Origin of the sequence: uncultured Pseudomonas sp., assembly GCF_943846705.1 — a bacterium.
Taxonomy (GTDB): domain Bacteria; phylum Pseudomonadota; class Gammaproteobacteria; order Pseudomonadales; family Pseudomonadaceae; genus Aquipseudomonas.
The window spans coordinates 293,927-313,974 of record NZ_OX044366.1; the positions used below are offsets into that span (position 1 = coordinate 293,927).

Here is a 20,048-nt window from a genome sequence, read left to right on the forward strand (position 1 = left end):
CTGAAAAAAAGGGCGGACTGCCATGCAGTCCGCCCTTTTTTATATTCACGGCGTTGTCAGCGCACTAAGCAGGCGTCAGGCACTCTGGCGCATCCAGCATGGGATCATTGACCAGGTTGGCCAGCACCCGCTCACGCAACGCCGGCTGTGGCCTCGCCAGTAAGGCCTGCAACTCCGCTGGCGATGTATCGGCCGCTAGCCACGCCGCTTGCCCGGCCTCATCGAGAATCAACGGCCGGCGCTGATTGGCCGCAGCCTGGGTCACCACTGCGGCGCTCAGGTAGACACACCCCTCGACCGGGTAGGCTTCCCACAACGCGGCGAAATACAGCGGCGTGCCTTCACCTGTCAGCCAGTACGGGCGTTTGCGTGCCGTGCCGCGCCACTCGTAAAAGCCGTTGGCCGGTAACAGACCGCGGCGCAGGCGAAACGCCTCACGAAACATCGGCTGCTCAGCCAGGGTTTCCGCACGTGCCTGGGCCGGCGTTTTGGTTAGATCCGTCAACCAGGGCGGGGTCAGCCCCCAACGCGCGCGCGTTAGTTGGCGCTCGCCGTCGACGTTGCGCAGCAGCAATACCTGACTGTGCGGCGAGATACTCCAGTGCGGTAACTGGTCAACAGGAAAACCTGGAATGGCCGCAAAAGCGGGCGTCCAACGGAACAGGGCAAAACGTCCACACATCGGGGAAACTCGATAACACTTGCAGTAAAGACAGTCGCCGCACGCTAGACCGTGGTCAGATTTTCAGCAGAGCAGCGTACCTTGGACACTATCCGGCTCATCGCCGGGCAATGGTTGCGCGGCATTGTACGCGGCGATCAACTGCTGTGCGCTCTGCGCCTGAGCATCCTCAACCATCAGCCCGAGCAAACCACAAGCCGGTAACTCGCCCACCGCTCCGGCCAGGTGCTGCCCGGTGAGGTAGGCATCGATGCCCTCACTGGCCAGCATCGCCAGCAGCAACTCGCCTTCCATCTGGTCCTGCGGCTCGTAGATTCGTTGCATCAGTCATTCTCCCCGCGCACGTCGAGGTGCCAGTCCTCGCCATCGGTCTGCAGCGAAAACACAATCGGCCGGCAGCACACCGGACAGTCTTCAATGTACTGCTGATCGCCAGCAGACAGGTCGAGTAACGCCTCGACCTGCTCGCCACAATAAGGGCACTGGTAGTCCTGAGTTTCCAGCATCGCGGTCTCCTTGTGACTTGGGCGTATAATCGCCGGTCTATAGCTGGCCCTGCAGTCGTGCACAGCCCGTGCTGAGCGCGACGAGCGGCGCAGTGAGCATTTCCACAGCCAACCACAACAGAGAGCATGATGGGCGAATTTGATGCCATCCGACCTTACTCCGATGCCGAAGTCCCTGCCGTACTGGCGCACCTGCTGGCTGACGATGCGTTTCTCGGCATTCTCACTCAGTTCCGCTTCCCGCGCCTGGCCGCACCTTTAGGCTGGCTGCTTAAACCACTTATAGCCTATCGCCTGCGTGCTGAGTTTCGTGACGTGAGTTCGGTGGCGCAATTGCAAACGCGCATCGCCAGCTATGTCGACCACACGATTGAGCAGGCCACCGATGGTGTGAGCTATTCCGGCATCGAGCACCTGCAAGCCGGCCAAGCCTATTTATTCCTCGCCAACCATCGCGATATCGTCATGGACCCGGCGTTCGTCAACTACGCGGTGTACCACGCCGGCCTGCCGACACCGCGTATCGCGATTGGCGACAACCTGTTGCAGAAGCCTTTTGTCAGCGACCTGATGCGCCTGAACAAGAGTTTTATCGTGCACCGCTCAATCAGCGGCCGCCGCGAAAAACTAGCGGCTTATCAGTTGCTCTCGGCCTATATCAATCACTCGATTCGCAATGACTGCGAGTCGATCTGGATCGCCCAGGCAGAAGGCCGTGCCAAGGATGGGGATGACCGCACCGACTCGGCGATCCTGAAAATGTTTCATATGAGCCGCAAGGCCGAGCCGTTTGCCGAGGTGATCAACAGTCTGCGCCTGACGCCGGTGTCAATCAGCTACGAATACGACCCTTGCGATCAGGCCAAGGCTCGCGAGCTGTCAGTCCGTGCCAGCAGCGGCAGCTATACCAAGGCCGCCGGCGAGGACGACCAGAGCATCGCCCTCGGCATCACCGGCTACAAAGGCCGCGTGCATGTGCACTTCGGCGCGCCTGTGGCGCAAGGCCTGGAAGACAGCAAAGTGCTGGCGGCGGAGATGGACCGCCACATTCTCAGCGGCTACCGGCTGTTCCCCGTGCATTACCTGGCGTACGCCATGTGGGCGGAGCGCGACCCGGCGCTGGCAGTGCCCAATGTTGCCGAGCTGTTCCCTGCGGCAGAACTCAGTGCGGCAAAAAACGAATGGCAGCGCCGCCTGGCCAACTGCCCGAGCGAGCAGCAGCCCTACCTGATCCTGCAATACGCTAACCCGGTGCGTAACCAGTACCGGATCAAGGCCGGCCTGCCTCTTTGACGCGGTGACCCCCAATAAAAAACGGCAGCCATTGGCTGCCGTTTTTTATGGTGTGAACCTGAACTACAGCTGGGTACTGAGCCAGGACAGCAGCAGTGCCGAAGCCTGGCAGGCATAACCGAAGCGATAGAAGAAGCGATTCAGGCGCAGTGCTGGCGCATCAAAGGCGTAGGCCTGCGGCGCCAAGTCGTTTAACCCGTTGCCGGCCAGCAACCGAGCCAGCTTGCGCTGCTCGCGTAGACCTGTAGCCAACAGCAACCAGGCACCGGCCATGGCAAAAAACAGCGCCAAGCCATTCAGCCACTGCCCAGGCTGGCTCTCGACCAGCCACCAGAGCGTTTGCAAAGACATCTTCGACCTCAATTCTGTTAGGCGGGCGAACAATGCCGCGCCAACCAACACGCCACCCACTCAACCATTGGGCAGTGCAAATACGGTCGCGGAGTCTACCGAAGGAGGTCGCCCTCGCGGCTCGATTCCGACGAATTGCAGCCACCTTGCGCCATCCGTCAAAACCCTGTCACACACATCAGCCATGGTTGGGCACGCGCGCCACCGCCTGCGCAAAGGCTGTGGCGCGCAGATCAACCTTAACCCCCATGGAGGAACGCACCATGCCGCATGCCCACCGCCAAAACCACGACGACCTAAGCGATGCACTGGATGATGTGGCGGCCGTCATCGACGAGCTCTCATTTAACGTGCAAGACGACCACTGGCTGGTGTACTGCGCCCTGGGCGGTCATGAGCATTACGCCCTAGCAGATCTCGACACACGCCCTGACCTAAATCTGCCCACGCTGTACAGCGACGCCGCCTAGCAGCAATGCAGAAGTTGCAGGCGTAAAAAAGCCCGGAATAGTCCGGGCTTTTCATCACAGCAACAGCGCTTACTGCGCGAGCATCTGGCCGATGGTCGGGTCCTTGAAGGCGCGGGTCAGTGCATCACTCAACACATCGCTGACCAGCTTGGTGTTGGTCGTCTGGTTTGGCGCCATGCCGAAGCGCTGATTCAACGACGCGCCGTAACGGCCACTGTAGCGACGGCTGCTGTTCTGCACATCAACCCGGAAGGTCGCGGTCATGTCCGCCTCAGTCACATACAGACCTTCCTTTGGCGACTGATACTTGAGTTCGGCCAGGGTCAGAGTCAGCTGCGGCGCGTTGTAGGCATTCGCGGTCGGGGTGAAGCCAAGCAGGCGCACAGCCGCTTCAGCCTGGGCCTGTAGCTTGGGCAGTACATCCTGACCGGTCACGCTGATGGCGCTGGTTTCCGGATACAGGCCGCCGCGAGTCCCCAGTACGGGCGAAGGACGCCCATCGGCCACTCGCACCACAACCGGCTGGCCCTGGCCAACGGCGGTCAACGGGCTATTGAGTTTGGGTTGTGGACTGAGTTGTTGCGGGCTGTGGGCACAACCCACCAGAGTAAGGCTGGCAACAGCCACCAGACCAAACAGCAGACGATGCAACATGCTCAACTCTCCATATATAAGGGGCAACGTGGCGCGCAGTATAACCAGCACGGCAAATGCCTGACAGCGCTGGTTGTTATGACGCACAAGGGGCTAACAGGTTCCCGTAACGCTCTTGTCATGCACTTCAGGCATAAGACTTTAGTCTTCTCTGTTCGTGAGTGAATCGCCATGTTCGACCTGCGTAGCCTGCTCGCCCCACGCCGCCCGATGCGCTCATTCGCCCTGGTCGACGCCCAGGGCATTTGCACGGCCCTTCGCCAGTCAAGCCAAGCCCCACAAGGCTCTGGCTGGGTTGAGGTGCATACAAGCTGCTTGAGCTGGCTCAATCGCCCGCTGCCAGTCAGCGCCAGAACCGTGCAGGTCACGCCAGGCTTATACGCCCAGCAAACGCTGGCGGCCTGACCGGCGAAAGAAGAAAAGTCACGCCAGACGATCAATTTTCCTGCTTTGCCCTTATAATCGCGCCCCGAATATAAGGACGCCTCCTGTTCGGGCCTTGCCGTAACGCTGATGCTCCACTCATCGGCCGCGCCCCAGAGAGTCGCCCACTTCACGCTGCTTCCTAGCTAGCGCTTTTCCCCACTGTGAAACGCCATGCAGCTTCTGCAACGGTCGCTTTACGTCGGTGAAAAGCTGGCCGAAGCAGACGTGTTTTGAGGTTCACGACTCCAAAAGAGCGTGGAAAAAACGGTTTGGAAAACTTCACAAGAGTGTGGCGAAAATGAACGATCTCGCGGTTGGCATCTGCACCCAGAAGCCTGCTTCCTTCAACCCTGAACGTCTCACCGACTGCTGATTGCCTGTTTAGCCTGGCTGATTAACGTCTATTGAGTGCTGGTTTGCGGAGAAGTGGTAATGGCGCAAAACGAATACGAAACAATGGATGTGGTGCTGGTTGGTGCCGGCATCATGAGTGCGACCCTCGGCGTACTGCTGAAAGAACTCGACCCAGCGATCAAGCTGGAAGTGCTCGACATGATGAGCACTGCTTCGAGTGAAAGCTCCTACCCGTGGAACAATGCAGGTACCGGCCATGCGGCCCTGTGTGAGCTGAACTACACGCCGGAAGCTGCAGACGGTTCGATCGACATCAAAAAATCGGTGTCCATCAATGCTCAGTTCGAGGAATCCAAGCAGTTCTGGGCCTACCTGGTCGAGAAAGGTCGCTTTGGCTCGCCCAAGTCGTTTATCAGCCCGGTTCCGCACCTAAGCTTCGTGCGCGGCCAGAAAGGCATCGAGTTCCTCAAGAAACGCTTCAAGGCACTGACTGCTCACCACGCCTTCAGCGAGATGGAATACAGCGAAGACCGTGCCACCATGGCCGAGTGGATGCCGCTGATGCTGCCGGGTCGCGACCCGCACGAGCCGATTGCCGCCACCCGTGTAATGGCCGGCACCGACGTCAACTTCGGTGCCCTGACCCTGCACCTGCTCGACCACCTGCGCCAGCAAAACCAAGCCAAGGTCACCTGCAGCCAAAAGGTCGTTGGCCTCAAGCGCAACGGCCAAGGCTGGCGCGTCAGCGTAAAGAACCTGGAAAACGGCAGCAGCCGTGAAATTCAGGCCAAGTTCGTCTTTCTCGGTGCCGGCGGTGCGGCGCTGCCACTACTGCAAATGTCCGGCATCCCCGAAGGCAAAGGCTATGGCGGCTTCCCAGTCAGCGGCCAGTGGCTGCGCTGCGACAACCCGGAAATCGTCAAGCAGCACCAGGCCAAGGTCTATAGCCAGGCAGCCGTCGGCTCGCCGCCTATGTCGGTACCGCACCTGGATACCCGCGTCGTCGAGGGCAAGGCATCGCTGCTGTTCGGCCCTTATGCGGGGTTCACCACCAAGTTCCTCAAGCGCGGCTCGTTCCTCGATCTGCCGCTGTCGATCCGCTTTAACAATATCGGCCCGATGCTGGCCGTGGCGCGTGACAACTTCGACCTGACCCGCTACCTGGTCAAGGAAGTGTTGCAATCGGAAGAGAAGCGCCTGGAAACCCTGCGCGGTTTCTACCCAGAAGCCAAAGCCGAAGACTGGCGTATTGAGATCGCCGGCCAACGTGTGCAGATCATCAAAAAGCATGCGAAAAGCGGCGGCATTCTGCAGTTCGGCACCGAACTGGTGGCGGCACAAGATGGCTCTCTGGCGGCCCTTCTGGGCGCATCGCCAGGCGCCTCGGTGACGGTCTCAATCATGCTCGATCTGATCCAGCGCTGCTTCAGCGAGCAGGCTAAATCAGAACAATGGCGTACCAAGCTGAACGAGATCTTCCCGGCCATGGCTGATGTTTTGGCCAGCGACGCCGAACGTTTCCGCGAAGTGCAGGCGCGCTCCGACGCCCTGCTGCAACTGGAGCAAAGCGTTAGCGCCTAAGCTGCTTGGCCATAAAAAAACCGCCTCTCGGGGCGGTTTTTTATGGCTTGGAAAATCCGCGGCAGAGGCGTTCAGGCTGATGTGGCCATCGGCCTGAAACTGAAGTAGTGGCGCAGTGCATCGACCATCTCAACATAATCGCCAGGTGGTGCCACCAGGGCGAACCCCGAGTCATAGTAGCCTGGGGTGACATCCTCGCGGGACCATTGGCAGGTGGCCGAGAAGTCGATATAGCGCGGCGCGGCATGCCCTGGAAGTTTCAGACGCATATCAAAGCGTGCGCCCACCAGCAGGGGCAGCTGACTGATTAACAGCAGACCGTCCAGGGAGACGTTACCGATATAGCCCATGGGCTTGTCGGTGATGCGATTGAACACCTTCAGGTAATACGGCAACTGATGGCGTTTGATGCTGCGCTGCACACGCTCTGACATAGTGGCAAATCGCTATATACGGCCATTGAGTATGGCCTCACTACTGCGCTTAAACCAGTTTCAGGTACAGCGTTCGGCCACCCGGCTCTGCAATTGCTGACGAGCGCTATCGACCTGCTCATCGCTGTAATAACTGCGCTGGCCGTCCGCTGCGTTGCGGTAATAACTCCGCCCTTCAGGAATTGCGGCTAATCTGCCGCGCAGTTGACGGCACTCCTCGGCACGCTTGGCGTGGCGCTCTGCGGCGACCTGTGAGGCCTGCGCCTGCTCTTCACGGCGGGCATCGTAAAACCGATTGGTGCGCTCTTCCCGCTCACGGGTCAGTTGGTCACGCTCAACCACCTGCGGCTTCACTTCAACCTTTTCAGCGCCCGCCACCGCCGGGCGTTGGCCGAAATGCACCTGGCCATTGGCATCAGTCCAGCGATAGATTTCCGCAGCAGCCAATCCTGGCAATAACAACAAGCATAACAACACGCGCATGGATTCCCTCCCGTAAAGCCTCAGCTTACTGCCGAGACCGACCTTCTGTCAGCGCTGACGACCAGCGGTCAAGGCTTGGCCGGGCTGACCTTAACCGCCACATCAACACCCTCGTGCCCGAGCTGACGCAAGGTGTTCATACGCGCACGGGCCCGGTAAGCATACTCGCTGGCCGGGTAATGGCTGGTGATGAACTGGTAAGTCTGCATGGCATCGACGAACAGCGCCTGGCGCTCCAGGCACTGACCACGCAGCAGGGAGATCTCCGGCTGCATATAACGCCGCGACCGACTGTTACGCTCGGCCTTGGATAACGACAAGATGGCCGCCTCGCACTCACCGCGATCATAAGCCTCGTAGGCGTTATTCAGGTGATGATCGAACGAGTAACGGTTGCACCCCGTCACCCCCACGACCAGCAGAACAATCAACAGTATGCGCATAAACTTCTCCTCCAATGTGCAGTGTATCGACTGCCCCGGAAATTTCTGCAGCTCCTTATGCCTCAATCGATCCTGCCGCGTCACTTGGCCGCCGGAGGTAGTGCAGCGGAACAATGACTACAGGGTTGCGGCATAGTAGCCTCGTCTGCAGTTGCCATTCAGGAGTCTGTGCATGACCGTTCGCCGCACCAAAATCGTCGCCACCCTCGGCCCATCGAGCAACAGCCCCGAGGTTCTTGAACAACTGATCATCGCTGGCCTGGATGTAGCCCGCCTGAACTTCTCCCACGGCTCGCCCGACGAACATAAAGCCCGCGCCAAACTGGTGCGTGAGCTGGCGGCCAAACACGGTCGCCATGTGGCCCTACTCGGAGACCTGCAAGGCCCGAAAATCCGTATCGCCAAATTCGCCAACAAGCGTATTGAGCTCAAGCTCGGCGATCGCTTCACCTTCTCCACCAGCCACCCGCTCACCGCCGGTACGCAAGAAATAGTCGGCATCGACTACCCGGATCTGGTCAAGGATTGCGGCGTCGGTGACGAATTGCTGCTCGACGACGGCCGTGTGGTCATGCGCGTCGAAAGCGCCACGGCTGATGCCCTGCACTGTGAAGTGATCATCGGCGGCCCGCTGTCCGACCACAAAGGCATCAACCGTCGTGGTGGCGGCCTGACCGCGCCCGCACTGACCGAGAAAGACAAAGCCGACATCAAGCTAGCGGCCGAGATGCAGCTGGATTACCTCGCTGTATCCTTCCCGCGTGACGCCGACGACATGCACTACGCGCGCAAGCTGCGTGACGAAGCCGGCGGTACGGCCTGGCTGGTAGCAAAAATCGAGCGTGCCGAAGCGGTCGCCGACGACGAAACCCTCGACGGTTTGATCCGCGCCAGTGACGCGGTGATGGTTGCCCGTGGCGATCTGGGCGTGGAAATCGGCGACGCCGAGCTGTGCGGCATCCAGAAAAAAATCATTCTGCACGCCCGTCGCCACAACAAGGCAGTGATCACGGCGACGCAGATGATGGAGTCGATGATCCAGAACCCGATGCCGACTCGTGCGGAAGTTTCCGACGTGGCTAACGCCGTGCTCGACTACACCGATGCGGTGATGCTCTCGGCGGAAAGCGCCGCCGGTGCCTACCCGCTGGAAGCGGTGCAAGCCATGGCGCGCATCTGCCTGGGCGCGGAAAAACACCCGACCAGCAAAAAATCCAGCCACCGCATGGGCACCGAGTTCGAGCGCTGCGACGAAAGCATTGCCCTGGCGGCCATGTACACGGCCAACCACTTCCCCGGTGTGAAAGCGATTATCGCCCTCACCGAAAGTGGCTATACGCCGTTGATCATGTCGCGTATCCGCTCCTCGGTGCCGATCTTCGCCTTCTCCCCGCACCGCGAAACCCAGGCCCGCGCAGCCATGTTCCGCGGCGTCTACACCGTGCCGTTCGACCCAGCGGCGCTGCAACCGGCTGACGTCAGCCAGGCGGCGGTGGACGAACTGCTCAAGCGCGGCGTGGTACAGGCCGGTGATTGGGTGATCCTGACCAAGGGCGACAGTTACCACACCATCGGTGGCACCAACACCATGAAACTGCTGCATGTGGGTGAAGCGCTGGTGTAGAGCCTGTTCAAGATCGTAACAAGGCTCTAGGGCTAGTCAGTGCAACGTAAAAGGCCGCTCATTCGAGCGGCCTTTTTCTTGGTTTCGGCGTATCAGGCAAACTTGCTGAAGTCCGGCGTGCGCCGCTGCATAAAGGCCGTCAAGGCTTCAATGGCCTCTGGTGAGCGCAGCCGTTGACCGAACAACGCGCCTTCCTCCTCGATCACTTGACGCAGCTGCTCACGATCCGGTGCACGCATCAGGCGCTTGCTGTCCGCCACAGCGGCCGGCGCCAGTTGCTGAAAGCGCAGAGCCATCTCCCGCGCCTTGGCCAAGGTTTCAGCGCCATCTTCCAGCGCCTGGTTGGCAATCCCCCAAGCGGCGGCCTGCTCACCGGTGAAACTCTCTCCCAGCAACAACAATTCGGCGGCGCGCGCGTGACCAAGCAAGCGCGGCAGAATCAGGCTGGAGCCGTACTCGGGGCACAGCCCTAGGTTAACGAATGGCATTTTCAGCTTCGCCCCACGGCCGACATATACCAGGTCGCAGTGCAGCAGCATGGTCGTGCCAATGCCCACGGCCGGGCCGTTAACCGCTGCCACCACTGGCTTGCTGAACTCGAACAGCGCCTGCATAAACTGGAACACTTCGCTGTTCAGCCCGCTAGGCGGTGCCTGCACAAAGTCGGCGACATCATTGCCGCTGGTAAAGCAGCTTTCACCGCCGGTGATCATTACCGCACGCACACTGTTATCTTGATCGGCCTGCGCCAGCACCTCAGCCATGCCGCTGTACATAGCCCGGGTCAGGGCATTTTTCTTATCGGGACGGTGCATGCGTAAGGTCAGCAGCCCTTGTTCACGCTCAACCTGCAGATGCTCACTCATTATTGCTCCTCACGGCAGACCCCACCCGCGCAGGCAACCTTAACGGCTAGCGCGCGTGGGGCAAAAAAACCTCAGCGAATACCTGGTTACGCGGTAAACCCAGCAGATAGAGGCGGCGCGCAAAGCTTTCCACTTTATCGGGGTGGCCGCAGAGTAAGGCGATGGTTTGCCGCGAGACAAGGCGCAGTTCGGCCAAAGCAGCCGGCAACTCGGCCGCCACCCGCAGCTCGAGCTGTATTTGCGGATGACTGGCCGCCAGCTCCCGCAAGGGCTCAGCCAGGTAATGCGCAGCCTGATCATGAGCCACGTGAATAACCCGGATAACGCCCCGATGCTGCTGACGCAGCGCCTCACGCAGCACCCCGTAAAGCGGCGCAAGCCCGGTGCCGGCAGCCATCAGCCAGAGCGGCCGGTCTTGCCAGTCCGGATCATAGTGCAGCGCGTCGCCGCGCAACTCACCCAGACGCAGGTTGTCGCCGGGCTGAAACGCGCGCGCCGCCGTGGCAAACGCGCCGCCTTGGCGGCAATCAATATGAAATTCCAGCCAGGCATCGTCACCCGGCAAGCTGGCCAACGAATAAGGCCGAGCAACCCCGCCCTCGCTCCACAGTTGCAGGTGCTGGCCGGCGTTGTAGCGCAACACTTGCGGTGGCGTCAGACGCAAGCGCAGCACGTCCGCGCTCAGCCAGTCACAGCTGTGGATGGTCGCCGGCAGCCCATCGCGCAGTGGATCGAAGACTTCAACCTGGACATCCTCAATCACTCGGCACTGACACGCCAGGCGCCAGCCCTGCTCGCGCTGCGTCGTATCCAACGCTTCTGGCTTGGCATCCAGCAACTCGCCGCGCACGCAGCGCACCAGGCAGGCATGGCAACTGCCGGCCCGGCAGCTGTAAGGCACAGCGATGCCCGCGACCAAGAGACTGTCTAGCAGATTGCTCGCCGGGGATACTTCAAGACAACGCTCGGCGACCCGCAACTCAGGCACTTAGCGCCTCCCAAGTCGCCGTACAACGGTCACGTCCTTCACGCTTAGCCTGGTACAGGGCTTGATCGGCACGCTGCAGGGCCTCGTCGAGGTCATCGCCGACACTCAGCAAGGTCATGCCGATAGAGACACTCAGCCCCTGCACATTCACACCCAACGGCTCAGCGCGATTGAACGCCTCGCGCAAGCGCTCGCAACACGCGCTGAACTGTCCGGCGTCAGTATTGGGTAATAACAAAACAAACTCCTCACCGCCATAACGGGCCAGCACATCACCCTCGCGCAAGCAGGCGCGAGCTACGCCGGCAAAGGCCTGCAGCACGCGATCGCCGGCGGCGTGGCCGTGCACATCGTTGATCCGCTTGAAGTGATCCAGGTCCAGCAACGCCAGGCCATGCTGGCCGCCGCCGCGCAGGGTTTGCAATTCCTGGCCGGCGAGGTGCAGAAAGTGCCGGCGGTTATACAGGCCGGTCAGCTCATCGGTTGCAGCCAGATCTTCAAGTTGACGCATCATGCCACGCAGCGTGTCTTGATGGGCCTGCAAGGCAAAGCGCCGTTTGCGCATACGTTGACGCATGGCCTGAGCGTAGCTGGCGAACAGACACAGCCAGATCAGCACCACCGCCAGCACACACACCTGCATCAGCGCCACACTCGGCGCACTCAGCTGTAGGGTATACGCCTCATACAGGTGCAAACCGGCAAAACCAGCGAAAGCAAACAGGGCGCAGCGGACGAAGACCCTAGGCGGCAGCTGAAATACCCCGAACAGCAATATCAGCAGGTAGATCACCAGCATGCTGCCGCGCCCTTCGCTGATCAACGACAGCAGCACGGTCAGCCAGGTAATCGCGACCAAAATCTGCGGCTCAGTCAGGCTGGGGTCGGCTACCCGCAGATTGAGGCGGGAGAGAAACAGCCCGAGAAATAGCAGCTGGCTAAGTGCGGCCAGCCCAGTGAGGGTCAGTGCAGTGGCTAGAGAGGTCTGAAAAAAACCGACAAATAGACCGATCCAGCACAACAACCCGGTCAATGCATAAGTGGCCACTGCCATACTGAAACGCTTCAGCAGCAGGCTTTGCAGGGGGCGACGGGTACCCGTTTGGCTGCTAGGGCTCATGAGGGTTATGGGCTCCTTCCCATACTGGCATCTGGCCGCCACTTTACCCCTGTGATCACAGAATGCCTAGTCAATTACTCGGCGTCATTTACCGATCAACGACCATGGTTGCGGCCTGACAAGGTGTCCGCCTAGTGCCGTGCGCGCTATACTGCTGCGCCTTTTTATCTTGTGCTCTGGCCCTGATAAACCTGCGCCGGGCATGCCCCAGCGCTCTTCGAAGTTCCTGCCCTACTCCACCTATAGCAAAGGGAGCGCACAGCATGACCGTGATCAAGCAAGACGACCTGATTCAAAGCGTCGCCGACGCCCTGCAGTTCATTTCCTATTACCACCCCGTGGACTTCATCCAGGCCATGCACGAGGCCTACCTCAAGGAAGAGTCCCCGGCTGCGCGTGATTCCATGGCGCAAATCCTGATCAACTCGCGCATGTGCGCCACCGGCCACCGGCCGATCTGCCAGGACACCGGCATCGTCACCGTGTTTATCCGTGTCGGCATGGATGTGCGCTGGGACGGCGCGACCATGAGCGTCGACGACATGATCAACGAAGGCGTACGCCGCGCCTACAACCTGCCGGAAAACGTCCTGCGTGCCTCGATCCTGGCCGACCCAGCTGGCGCACGCAAGAACACCAAGGACAACACCCCTGCGGTCATCCATTACTCCGTGGTGCCCGGTGACAAGCTGGAAGTGGACGTTGCAGCCAAGGGCGGCGGCTCCGAGAATAAGTCGAAGATGGCCATGCTCAACCCGTCCGATTCGATCGTCGACTGGGTACTGAAAACCGTGCCGGAAATGGGCGCGGGCTGGTGCCCACCGGGCATGCTCGGCATCGGCATCGGCGGCACCGCCGAGAAAGCCGCGGTGATGGCCAAGGAAGTGCTGATGGAGTCCATTGACATCCATGAGCTGAAAGCCCGCGGTGCGCAGAACAAGCTCGAGGAAATCCGCCTCGAACTGTTCGAAAAAGTGAACCAGCTGGGTATTGGCGCCCAAGGTCTGGGCGGTCTGACCACCGTGCTCGACGTGAAGATCATGGATTATCCAACCCACGCCGCCAGCTTGCCGGTGTGCATGATCCCCAACTGCGCTGCGACCCGTCACGCCCACTTCGTGCTGGATGGCTCCGGCCCGGCCGAGCTGGAAGCGCCGGACCTATCCGCCTACCCGGAAATCGTCTGGGAGGCCGGCCCAAGCGCGCGCCGGGTGAATCTCGACACCCTCACCCCGGAAGAAGTGCAGAGCTGGAAGCCGGGCGAGACCGTGTTGCTCAACGGCAAGATGCTCACCGGCCGCGACGCCGCGCACAAGCGCATGGTCGAGATGCTCAACAAGGGCGAGCAGCTGCCGGTCGACCTGAAAGGCCGCTTTATCTACTACGTCGGCCCGGTTGATCCGGTCGGTGACGAAGTGGTTGGCCCGGCTGGCCCGACCACCGCCACGCGGATGGACAAGTTCACCCGGCAGATTCTGGAAAGCACCGGCCTGCTCGGCATGATCGGTAAATCCGAGCGTGGGCCGATTGCCATCGAGGCGATCAAGGACCACAAAGCCGTGTACCTGATGGCCGTTGGCGGTGCTGCGTATCTGGTCTCGCAAGCGATCAAGAAGTCCACCGTACTGGCCTTCCCGGAAATGGGCATGGAAGCGATCTACGAGTTCGAGGTGAAAGACATGCCCGTCACCGTGGCCGTCGACACCAAGGGCGAGTCGGTGCACATCACCGGCCCGGCGATCTGGAACAAGAAGATCCACGACAGCCTGGCAGTCGAGATCAAGTAAGCGTTACAGCGTTAACACAAGCCCGGCCGAGTGCCGGGTTTGTTGTTTCTGCAGCCTTAGTTCGGCCGCAACGCCTTGGCCATGGCCTGATCGACATGCGCGCGCCATTCGCGGTCGCGCCAATCCTCGTCGCCCCACTCGCGCTCAACTTGGCTATTGAGCCGTGCCTGGCACTGGCGAAATCCATCGTCCCAGCCTTGGGCATAAAGTCGCGTTGCCAGGTAACGCGGCACATCCTTGCGGAAATCATCGAGGCCACCGGCGGCCTGACGACCACTGCTGCAACCCGCCTCAAAACCATCGACAAAGACCGGCGGATAACCTTCGGCCTGCAGCCACTCACGAGTACTTTGGCAACCGCCAAGCAGCAGCGCAAACACGCCACATGCGGACAGCTTCACCCACGTGATAGGGGCAGTGCTCATGCGCATACGGGCCTCAAGCGGCCCGGCCAGCCGAGCCCAATTGATGACTCAGAGCCGGCTCTGCACTCCAGGCCATGCTGTATGGCAGTGCCACCAGGGCGAGCGTAAACAGCAACGCGGCAACGGCGAGGCGACAGGCGTAGATAACAGTTGGCATGGCTTAGCCCTCCAGCGGTTTAAGTTCAGCCGGCTCGGAGCGCTGCACGGATGGCGCGCGGTAGAGCACCCAGCGATAACAGAGCAAGCAGATCGTCCAATCGAAGAGCAGCGTCCACAGGTTGTGCGAAAGAAAATGTGCACCCTGCATCATCCGCCCCAGCGAAAACACAGCGCCCAGCCCTAGGGCGAAGACCAAGGCGGCACGCGCCGCGCGCGGACGTTTGTCACGCAGCAGAAAAAACAGCGCCAGCAGCGAAAACCCCGATGAGGCATGCCCGCCTGGCCAACAGCGACCAGGGCTGTCAGTGGCTACGCGCTCACTCAGCAGCGGGGTAAAAGTCTCAGTGCCGCCGAACTCGGTCAGGCTCCAGGGACACTGCACAGCCGTAAATGCTTTAAGAGGCGTGACAATGCTGGTCGACACGCCCAGCGCCAGCACCAGATAGCCCAGCGACCTCCGCCATACCCTGAACCGCGTAGGTAACAGGCTGATGACCAAGCCGATAATGGCCAGCACAGCAAAGCCGATAACCAGCTGCTTGGCGCGGTCATGCAGGATGTCTTCCAGCCAAAAGCTGTGCCGACCAATAAAGCCCTGACCCGGCTGGTAAAACAGCTGCTCAATGGCGAAGTCCAGGCCGCTGGGGTCAAACATCAACAACAACGCCATCAGCGCTAAAGGAATGCCCAAGCCCAGGCGAAAATCAAAATAGCGCGAGGCGGCAACAGCGTGATCGGCCGTCATAACGGTGCTCCCGGCAAGGCACTGCCGAGCAGTGCCTGAAAAATTGAGGGTTAACGCTTGCTCAGTTGCGCTTCAGGCAAAAGCGCCGGTCGCCAGGCAATCAGGTGCTTCTGGAAGGCATAGCTGGCCCCTTGGTAATAGGCGATATTGCGGCGCTGCAAGCTATCGCTGGCGCTCACCTTTACCTCATGACTTAGACCCAATGCATCGTCATGCCGGCGCATGTTTTTGCGTGGACTGAGAATCGCCAAGCTGTCGCCGTCGAACAGCCCCAAGAGCTGATAGTTACCCAACAGCGCACGCCCTGGCGCCCGGTCAGCGCGCAGTACATTGCGGCCGAAGAAGGTCGATACATAGTCCATGTTGAGCAAGCCCAGCAGCGTCGGTGCCAGGTCGATCTGGCTGGTCAGCTCACTGAATTCACGGGGCTGGATATGCGCCGGGGCATAGATGAACAGCGGGATGTGGTAATTGGCCACCGGCAGGTCTTCTTTGCCGGCACTGCCTGCGGTGTGATCGGCGACAAAGATAAACACGGTGTGTTTGAACCAGGGTTTTTCCCGCGCCTGGGCGAGGAACTGACCGATGGCATAGTCGGTGTACTTCACCGCCCCTTCACGGCCATCACCCGAGGGGATATCGATACGCCCTTCCGGGTAGGTATAAGGACGGTGATTGGAGGTGGTCATCAACTGCAGAAAGAATGGCTCACCAGCGGCGTGGTCGGCATCGGCGACCTTTAGTGTCTGCTTATAGATGTCCTCATCGGACATGCCCCAGGCGTTCTGGAATGCCATATCCGCCTCGGCCACGCTGCTTTGATCGACGATGCGATAGCCATTGCCGCCGAAAAAGGCATTCATATTGTCGAAGTAGCCGCGCCCACCGTAGATAAACACGCTGTCATAGCCTTGCGCGCTGAATTGCTGGCCGAGGCTGCCGTAGCCCGACTCACGGCCGATGCGTTTGACGATGGAGCGCCCCGGCGTTGGCGGGATCGACAGGGTAATCGCCTCCAGGCCGCGGTCAGTCCGGGTGCCGGTGGCATAGAAATTACTGAAGCTCAGGCTCTGCTTACGCAACTGGTCGAGGTTGGGGGTCAAGCCGCGGCTGTCACCGAAGCTGCCCAGGTACTTGGCGCTGAGGCTCTCGATGGTCACCAGCACCACGTTCAACCGCTCAGGCTGACCGGGGTTGTCGATCACCCGACGGATATCCTGCGGATCGCTACCGATAAAGCGCGCATTCGGCTCACTGACTTCACTGCGCAGCAGGCTGGCCACCTCAGGCTTGGCCAGGGTGGCGTAAAACTGCGGGTAATCCAGCTCGTTATTGCGGAACGCGGCAAAGAACTGGAACGGCCCATTGCTGGCCAGCTCACGCTGGTAGGCGTTGCCACCGGTGCCGCGTGGCGCATCTTGGCCAACCAGGCCACTGCTCAAACCGACCAATAGCAACATCGCCAATACGCTGAGCAGCGCCGGCACAGGCCGCAGGCTTGGCGCATCCAGCGCCGCCAGCAGCGACTTACGCAGCAGCGCAGCCGTGGCAATGGCGACGATCGCCAGCAACGCCAGCAGTGGATAAATCGGGTAGGACTCGAGGATGTTGTTGATCACCTCCTCGGAGTACACCAGGTAGTCCACGGCGATAAAGTTGAAGCGCACGCCAAACTCATCCCAGAACAGCCACTCCGCCACCGCGGTAAACAGCATGACAAACAGGCTGACCCCAACCACGCCGAGCAACAACTGCTTATGCCAACGCTGCTGCCAGAGCCGGCGCGGGCAGAGCAACAGGTACAGCGCGAGCGGCAGGCTGGCATACAGTAAAAAGCTCAGGTCATACACCAGGCCCACGCCATACAGGCTGAGTAACTGCCCAGCACTGACCTGGGCGTCAGCCAGGTGGGTGGCCAGCAAGGCACTGCGGGTCACCACGAACACCGCCAACCAGCTCAGGACGATGATCGACAGGTAACGAAGTTGGGCGAAATGGAACTGAGGCATCGTATGATCCCGCTTGGATGAACGTGCCGCAGTGTGAAATGGCCGCTGTGAGGCGCTCGTCAAAACGATGTGAAAAAAACGTCAACGCCGAAAGGAACAACCCCCATGCGTATTCTGGTCATCGAAGACAACCGCGACATTCTGGCCAACGTACTCGACTACCTGCAGCTCAAAGGCTTCACCGTCGACTGTGCGCAGGACGGTTTGAGCGGCTTGCACCTGGCCAGCAGCGGCCACTATGACCTGATCGTGCTGGACATCATGCTGCCGGGGATTGACGGCTATCAGGTGTGCAAGCGCCTGCGCGAAGATGGCCACAATGAAGTGCCGATCCTGATGTTGACCGCCCGTGACGCCCTGGATGACCGCTTGCAAGGCCTGAATGTCGGCGCTGATGATTACCTGATCAAGCCTTTTGCCCTGTCCGAGCTGGTAGCCCGCATCGAGGCGATCCTGCGCCGCAGCCAAGGCAGCCGTAAGCGCCAGCTGAAAGTCGCCGACTTGCTTTATGACCTCGACACCCTGCATGTCAGCCGCGCGGGGCAACCGCTCAAGCTCAACCCCATCGGCCTGAAGTTATTGGCCGTGCTGATGCAGAAAAGCCCGGCGGTAATTCGCCGCGAGGCCCTGGAAGAAGCCCTGTGGGGCGATGACAGCCCCGACAGTGACAGCCTGCGCAGCCATATCCATCAACTGCGCCAGGTACTCGACAAACCCTTCGCCACACCGCTGCTGCACACCTTGCACGGCGTCGGCTACCGCCTGGCGGAGTCCAGCCATGGTGTCTAAGCAGCCGTTTGCCCGGCGGATCCTGATCGCATTTGTGCTGATGACGGTGCTGGTCAGCGGGGTGTTCTCCCTGAGTATCGTGGCCGTGGTGCACGTGATTGAAGAACACCTGGTGTCCGAGGAACTCAACCGCGAGCTGGACACCGTGCTGCATGAAGACCTCAAACATGGCATTCGCCCACGTCTGGACGCCAGCACACGCTTCTTTGCCTCCAACCTGCCTGAGTATGCAATTCCCCAGCAGTACGCCGGCCTGCCGGAAGGCTTCAACGAAGTGGTCGAGGCGGAAAAAGCCTTCTATGTCTATGTGCAGGAAATCAACGGCAACACCTATCTGCTGGTGCAAGAACAGCATGAATTCGAGGCCCGCGAACAAGCCCTGTTCAATGTCGTGCTTGCCGGTTTTCTGCTAACCGTAGTGGGCGCCTGGGCGCTGGGCCTAGTGATGGCGCGCAAGGTCATGGCCCCCGTCAGCCGACTGGCGCAACAGGTGCGCCACCGCGACCAACTGCACACCCTGGCCCCCCCCCTGGCGCCGGACTACCCCGATGACGAAGTGGGCCAGTTGGCCGCGGCCTTCGACAGCACTCTGGGCCAGGTGCGCCAGTCACTGGAGCGCGAGCGGCTATTTACCAGTGATGTCAGCCATGAGTTGCGCACGCCCTTGATGGTCATCGCCAGCTCCTGCGAGCTGCTGGCCGAAGCCGCTCTGCAACCGCGTGAGCGCCAACAGCTGGAGCGCATTGCCAGGGCCAGCGAGGAGATGCGCGAGTTGGTGCAGACCTTTTTGCAGCTGGCCAGGAGCAAGGCCAATGAAACGGCGTTTGTCGCCGACTGCAGCCTCGCCCGTGTCGCCGCCGAACAGGTCGAACGCTGGGAACCCATGTTTCACGGCAAAGGGCTGGGCTTCCACTTTCAGCAAGAGGGTAGCGATAGCGGGCTGTACAACGCCACCTTCCTCAGTACGGTCATGGCCAACCTATTGCGTAACGCCCTGCATTACACCGAGCACGGCTTAGTCCGCCTGGTGCTGGAGGACGGTGGCTTTCGCGTCGAGGACAGCGGCGCGGGTATCCCTCTGGAGCAACACGAGGAGATTTTCCAGCCGTTTGTACGCGGCCCCCAGGCGCGCGGCGAAGGCCTGGGGCTAGGGCTATCACTGGTTAAACGGATCTGCGCCAAACAAGGCTGGAGCATCTCGGTGCACAACCAGCCGGAGGGCGGCACCCGCTTCAAGGTGCTGCTTAAGCACAACGCTGACGAAATTTTCACAGCGTCTTAACGCGCTGTTGATACCCGCCTGTTTAGTGTGGCGAGTGTTCCCCCTAACCGGACGCTCAGCCATGCGTGCTTCACCTTGCTTCGATTGCCTGCGCCCTGTGCGCGCCCCACAGCTCCGTACACAGCCGCAAGCAGCGGGGTGGTCACGATGAGCGGCAAACCCACGGCTGATACGCATGACGCCCTTTCACTCAAGGGCCGCACCGGCCTGCGGCGCATCCTCGACGCCGGCGGCTATTCGCTGATGGGCTTACAGGCGGCCTATCGCGGCGAGGCGGCGTTCCGCCAATTGTTGCTGCTGAATGCCGTGCTGCTACCGCTGGCGTGCCTGCTCGATGTCAGCCGCAGTGAGCGCCTGCTGCTGATGATCGTGCCGCTGCTCTCGTTGATCGTCGAGCTGCTTAACTCCGCCATCGAAGCCACCGTAGACCGCATCTCCCTGAGCATCCATCCACTGTCCAAACAAGCCAAAGACATGGGCAGCGCCGCGCAGTTTATCGCCCTGTTGCTGATCGGGCTGACCTGGGGCGTGATCGTGCTTTGAGCTCAATTGCCGCCGAGCGCCGCGCAACCAAGAC

General features: G+C 60.6%; 23 protein-coding genes. 9 read left to right on the forward strand and 14 right to left on the reverse strand.

The genetic code is table 11. The features are described from left to right. Window positions 1-64: 64 nt before the first annotated feature. From Q0V31_RS01425 to Q0V31_RS01435, 3 genes are all read right to left on the reverse strand, one after another. Window positions 65-682: an SOS response-associated peptidase gene (locus Q0V31_RS01425; protein WP_298183610.1), complete on the reverse strand. Its 618-nt coding sequence runs from the start codon at window positions 680-682 to the stop codon at window positions 65-67. 63 nt (window positions 683-745) lie between these two features. Then, on the reverse strand, window positions 746-1,006 hold the full coding sequence (locus tag Q0V31_RS01430; protein ID WP_298183612.1) for a DUF2007 domain-containing protein: 261 nt from the start codon (window positions 1,004-1,006) through the stop codon (window positions 746-748). After that, on the reverse strand, window positions 1,006-1,188 hold the full coding sequence (locus Q0V31_RS01435) for a CPXCG motif-containing cysteine-rich protein (protein WP_298183614.1): 183 nt from the start codon (window positions 1,186-1,188) through the stop codon (window positions 1,006-1,008). The genes Q0V31_RS01430 and Q0V31_RS01435 overlap by 1 nt, the downstream gene beginning before the upstream one ends. 126 nt (window positions 1,189-1,314) lie before the next feature. Between Q0V31_RS01435 and Q0V31_RS01440 the strand changes: the two genes are divergently transcribed. Further along, window positions 1,315-2,481, forward strand: a complete 1,167-nt coding sequence (locus Q0V31_RS01440; protein ID WP_298183616.1) for a 1-acyl-sn-glycerol-3-phosphate acyltransferase — start codon at window positions 1,315-1,317, stop codon at window positions 2,479-2,481. 63 nt (window positions 2,482-2,544) lie between these two features. Here Q0V31_RS01440 and Q0V31_RS01445 read toward each other — a convergent pair whose 3' ends face one another. Further along, a complete protein-coding gene (locus Q0V31_RS01445) occupies window positions 2,545-2,832 on the reverse strand; it encodes a hypothetical protein (protein WP_298183618.1) in 288 nt (95 codons plus the stop codon). 263 nt (window positions 2,833-3,095) lie between these two features. Here Q0V31_RS01445 and Q0V31_RS01450 point away from each other — a divergent pair, with 263 nt between their 5' ends. Next, the gene (locus tag Q0V31_RS01450) at window positions 3,096-3,302 is read left to right on the forward strand and encodes a hypothetical protein (RefSeq protein WP_298183620.1); all 207 of its coding nucleotides are present in this window, start codon (window positions 3,096-3,098) and stop codon (window positions 3,300-3,302) included. 69 nt (window positions 3,303-3,371) lie between these two features. Here the strand turns inward: Q0V31_RS01450 and Q0V31_RS01455 are convergent, their stop codons facing one another. After that, a complete protein-coding gene (locus Q0V31_RS01455; protein ID WP_298183622.1) occupies window positions 3,372-3,956 on the reverse strand; it encodes a YajG family lipoprotein in 585 nt (194 codons plus the stop codon). Window positions 3,957-4,127: 171 nt separating this feature from the next. Between Q0V31_RS01455 and Q0V31_RS01460 the strand changes: the two genes are divergently transcribed. Both Q0V31_RS01460 and mqo read left to right on the forward strand, forming a co-directional pair. Next, window positions 4,128-4,361 (forward strand): hypothetical protein, encoded by a 234-nt coding sequence (locus Q0V31_RS01460; RefSeq protein ID WP_298183624.1) that lies wholly within the window; start codon window positions 4,128-4,130, stop codon window positions 4,359-4,361. Window positions 4,362-4,814: 453 nt separating this feature from the next. Beyond that, window positions 4,815-6,317: a malate dehydrogenase (quinone) gene (gene mqo, locus Q0V31_RS01465; protein WP_298183626.1), complete on the forward strand. Its 1,503-nt coding sequence runs from the start codon at window positions 4,815-4,817 to the stop codon at window positions 6,315-6,317. A 71-nt stretch (window positions 6,318-6,388) separates the two neighbouring features. On the opposite strand, the gene Q0V31_RS01470 is transcribed toward mqo, so the two are convergent. The 3 genes from Q0V31_RS01470 to Q0V31_RS01480 form a co-directional block, all read right to left on the reverse strand. Further along, window positions 6,389-6,751 carry a PilZ domain-containing protein gene (locus Q0V31_RS01470; protein ID WP_298183628.1) on the reverse strand — a complete coding sequence of 121 codons (363 nt, stop codon included), beginning with the start codon at window positions 6,749-6,751 and terminating at the stop codon, window positions 6,389-6,391. A 60-nt stretch (window positions 6,752-6,811) separates the two neighbouring features. Further along, window positions 6,812-7,234: a DUF4124 domain-containing protein gene (locus tag Q0V31_RS01475; RefSeq protein WP_298183630.1), complete on the reverse strand. Its 423-nt coding sequence runs from the start codon at window positions 7,232-7,234 to the stop codon at window positions 6,812-6,814. Between the two features lie 68 nt (window positions 7,235-7,302). Next, a complete protein-coding gene (locus Q0V31_RS01480) occupies window positions 7,303-7,677 on the reverse strand; it encodes a tetratricopeptide repeat protein (protein ID WP_298183631.1) in 375 nt (124 codons plus the stop codon). 172 nt (window positions 7,678-7,849) lie between these two features. On the opposite strand from Q0V31_RS01480, the gene pyk reads away from it, so the two are divergent. Further along, window positions 7,850-9,301: a pyruvate kinase gene (gene pyk / locus Q0V31_RS01485; RefSeq protein ID WP_298183633.1), complete on the forward strand. Its 1,452-nt coding sequence runs from the start codon at window positions 7,850-7,852 to the stop codon at window positions 9,299-9,301. A 92-nt stretch (window positions 9,302-9,393) separates the two neighbouring features. Here the strand turns inward: pyk and Q0V31_RS01490 are convergent, their stop codons facing one another. Genes Q0V31_RS01490 through Q0V31_RS01500 form a run of 3 tightly spaced genes read right to left on the reverse strand, consistent with a single transcriptional unit; the run spans window position 9,394 to window position 12,275 of the window. Further along, window positions 9,394-10,167 (reverse strand): enoyl-CoA hydratase, encoded by a 774-nt coding sequence (locus Q0V31_RS01490; RefSeq protein WP_298183635.1) that lies wholly within the window; start codon window positions 10,165-10,167, stop codon window positions 9,394-9,396. A gap of 46 nt (window positions 10,168-10,213) precedes the next feature. After that, window positions 10,214-11,155: an iron-sulfur-binding ferredoxin reductase gene (locus Q0V31_RS01495; protein ID WP_298183637.1), complete on the reverse strand. Its 942-nt coding sequence runs from the start codon at window positions 11,153-11,155 to the stop codon at window positions 10,214-10,216. Further along, complete coding sequence (locus Q0V31_RS01500) at window positions 11,148-12,275, reverse strand: GGDEF domain-containing protein (protein WP_298183639.1); 1,128 nt, start codon at window positions 12,273-12,275, stop codon at window positions 11,148-11,150. The genes Q0V31_RS01495 and Q0V31_RS01500 overlap by 8 nt, the downstream gene beginning before the upstream one ends. Window positions 12,276-12,538: 263 nt before the next feature. Between Q0V31_RS01500 and Q0V31_RS01505 the strand changes: the two genes are divergently transcribed. After that, the gene (locus Q0V31_RS01505) at window positions 12,539-14,062 is read left to right on the forward strand and encodes a fumarate hydratase (protein ID WP_298183646.1); all 1,524 of its coding nucleotides are present in this window, start codon (window positions 12,539-12,541) and stop codon (window positions 14,060-14,062) included. Window positions 14,063-14,118: 56 nt separating this feature from the next. Here Q0V31_RS01505 and Q0V31_RS01510 read toward each other — a convergent pair whose 3' ends face one another. The 3 genes from Q0V31_RS01510 to Q0V31_RS01520 all read right to left on the reverse strand — a co-directional run bounded on the left by Q0V31_RS01510 (window position 14,119) and on the right by Q0V31_RS01520 (window position 17,400). Next, window positions 14,119-14,487: a hypothetical protein gene (locus Q0V31_RS01510; protein WP_298183648.1), complete on the reverse strand. Its 369-nt coding sequence runs from the start codon at window positions 14,485-14,487 to the stop codon at window positions 14,119-14,121. Between the two features lie 160 nt (window positions 14,488-14,647). Then, window positions 14,648-15,391: a phosphatase PAP2 family protein gene (locus Q0V31_RS01515; protein ID WP_298183650.1), complete on the reverse strand. Its 744-nt coding sequence runs from the start codon at window positions 15,389-15,391 to the stop codon at window positions 14,648-14,650. A 50-nt stretch (window positions 15,392-15,441) separates the two neighbouring features. Further along, a complete protein-coding gene (locus tag Q0V31_RS01520) occupies window positions 15,442-17,400 on the reverse strand; it encodes an LTA synthase family protein (RefSeq protein WP_298183652.1) in 1,959 nt (652 codons plus the stop codon). Between the two features lie 105 nt (window positions 17,401-17,505). Between Q0V31_RS01520 and Q0V31_RS01525 the strand changes: the two genes are divergently transcribed. The 3 genes from Q0V31_RS01525 to Q0V31_RS01535 all read left to right on the forward strand — a co-directional run bounded on the left by Q0V31_RS01525 (window position 17,506) and on the right by Q0V31_RS01535 (window position 20,014). Beyond that, entirely contained in the window at window positions 17,506-18,189 is a 684-nt protein-coding gene (locus Q0V31_RS01525) for a response regulator transcription factor (protein ID WP_298183654.1), read from the forward strand. Then, window positions 18,179-19,471 carry a HAMP domain-containing sensor histidine kinase gene (locus tag Q0V31_RS01530; RefSeq protein WP_298183656.1) on the forward strand — a complete coding sequence of 431 codons (1,293 nt, stop codon included), beginning with the start codon at window positions 18,179-18,181 and terminating at the stop codon, window positions 19,469-19,471. The genes Q0V31_RS01525 and Q0V31_RS01530 overlap by 11 nt, the downstream gene beginning before the upstream one ends. A 147-nt stretch (window positions 19,472-19,618) precedes the next feature. After that, complete coding sequence (locus Q0V31_RS01535) at window positions 19,619-20,014, forward strand: diacylglycerol kinase (RefSeq protein WP_298183662.1); 396 nt, start codon at window positions 19,619-19,621, stop codon at window positions 20,012-20,014. The last annotated feature ends 34 nt before the right edge of the window (window positions 20,015-20,048 follow it).

Excerpts from the sequence above, each read along its gene's own strand:
- Q0V31_RS01425 (WP_298183610.1), bottom strand. The coding sequence starts at position 682 with ATGTGTGGACGTTTTGCCCTGTTCCGTTGGACGCCCGCTTTTGCGGCC.
- Q0V31_RS01430 (WP_298183612.1), bottom strand. The coding sequence starts at position 1,006 with ATGCAACGAATCTACGAGCCGCAGGACCAGATGGAAGGCGAGTTGCTG.
- Q0V31_RS01435 (WP_298183614.1), bottom strand. The coding sequence starts at position 1,188 with ATGCTGGAAACTCAGGACTACCAGTGCCCTTATTGTGGCGAGCAGGTC.
- Q0V31_RS01440 (WP_298183616.1), top strand. The coding sequence starts at position 1,315 with ATGATGGGCGAATTTGATGCCATCCGACCTTACTCCGATGCCGAAGTC.
- Q0V31_RS01445 (WP_298183618.1), bottom strand. The coding sequence starts at position 2,832 with ATGTCTTTGCAAACGCTCTGGTGGCTGGTCGAGAGCCAGCCTGGGCAG.
- Q0V31_RS01450 (WP_298183620.1), top strand. The coding sequence starts at position 3,096 with ATGCCGCATGCCCACCGCCAAAACCACGACGACCTAAGCGATGCACTG.
- Q0V31_RS01455 (WP_298183622.1), bottom strand. The coding sequence starts at position 3,956 with ATGTTGCATCGTCTGCTGTTTGGTCTGGTGGCTGTTGCCAGCCTTACT.
- Q0V31_RS01460 (WP_298183624.1), top strand. The coding sequence starts at position 4,128 with ATGTTCGACCTGCGTAGCCTGCTCGCCCCACGCCGCCCGATGCGCTCA.
- mqo (WP_298183626.1), top strand. The coding sequence starts at position 4,815 with ATGGCGCAAAACGAATACGAAACAATGGATGTGGTGCTGGTTGGTGCC.
- Q0V31_RS01470 (WP_298183628.1), bottom strand. The coding sequence starts at position 6,751 with ATGTCAGAGCGTGTGCAGCGCAGCATCAAACGCCATCAGTTGCCGTAT.
- Q0V31_RS01475 (WP_298183630.1), bottom strand. The coding sequence starts at position 7,234 with ATGCGCGTGTTGTTATGCTTGTTGTTATTGCCAGGATTGGCTGCTGCG.
- Q0V31_RS01480 (WP_298183631.1), bottom strand. The coding sequence starts at position 7,677 with ATGCGCATACTGTTGATTGTTCTGCTGGTCGTGGGGGTGACGGGGTGC.
- pyk (WP_298183633.1), top strand. The coding sequence starts at position 7,850 with ATGACCGTTCGCCGCACCAAAATCGTCGCCACCCTCGGCCCATCGAGC.
- Q0V31_RS01490 (WP_298183635.1), bottom strand. The coding sequence starts at position 10,167 with ATGAGTGAGCATCTGCAGGTTGAGCGTGAACAAGGGCTGCTGACCTTA.
- Q0V31_RS01500 (WP_298183639.1), bottom strand. The coding sequence starts at position 12,275 with ATGAGCCCTAGCAGCCAAACGGGTACCCGTCGCCCCCTGCAAAGCCTG.
- Q0V31_RS01505 (WP_298183646.1), top strand. The coding sequence starts at position 12,539 with ATGACCGTGATCAAGCAAGACGACCTGATTCAAAGCGTCGCCGACGCC.
- Q0V31_RS01510 (WP_298183648.1), bottom strand. The coding sequence starts at position 14,487 with ATGAGCACTGCCCCTATCACGTGGGTGAAGCTGTCCGCATGTGGCGTG.
- Q0V31_RS01515 (WP_298183650.1), bottom strand. The coding sequence starts at position 15,391 with ATGACGGCCGATCACGCTGTTGCCGCCTCGCGCTATTTTGATTTTCGC.
- Q0V31_RS01520 (WP_298183652.1), bottom strand. The coding sequence starts at position 17,400 with ATGCCTCAGTTCCATTTCGCCCAACTTCGTTACCTGTCGATCATCGTC.
- Q0V31_RS01525 (WP_298183654.1), top strand. The coding sequence starts at position 17,506 with ATGCGTATTCTGGTCATCGAAGACAACCGCGACATTCTGGCCAACGTA.
- Q0V31_RS01530 (WP_298183656.1), top strand. The coding sequence starts at position 18,179 with ATGGTGTCTAAGCAGCCGTTTGCCCGGCGGATCCTGATCGCATTTGTG.
- Q0V31_RS01535 (WP_298183662.1), top strand. The coding sequence starts at position 19,619 with ATGAGCGGCAAACCCACGGCTGATACGCATGACGCCCTTTCACTCAAG.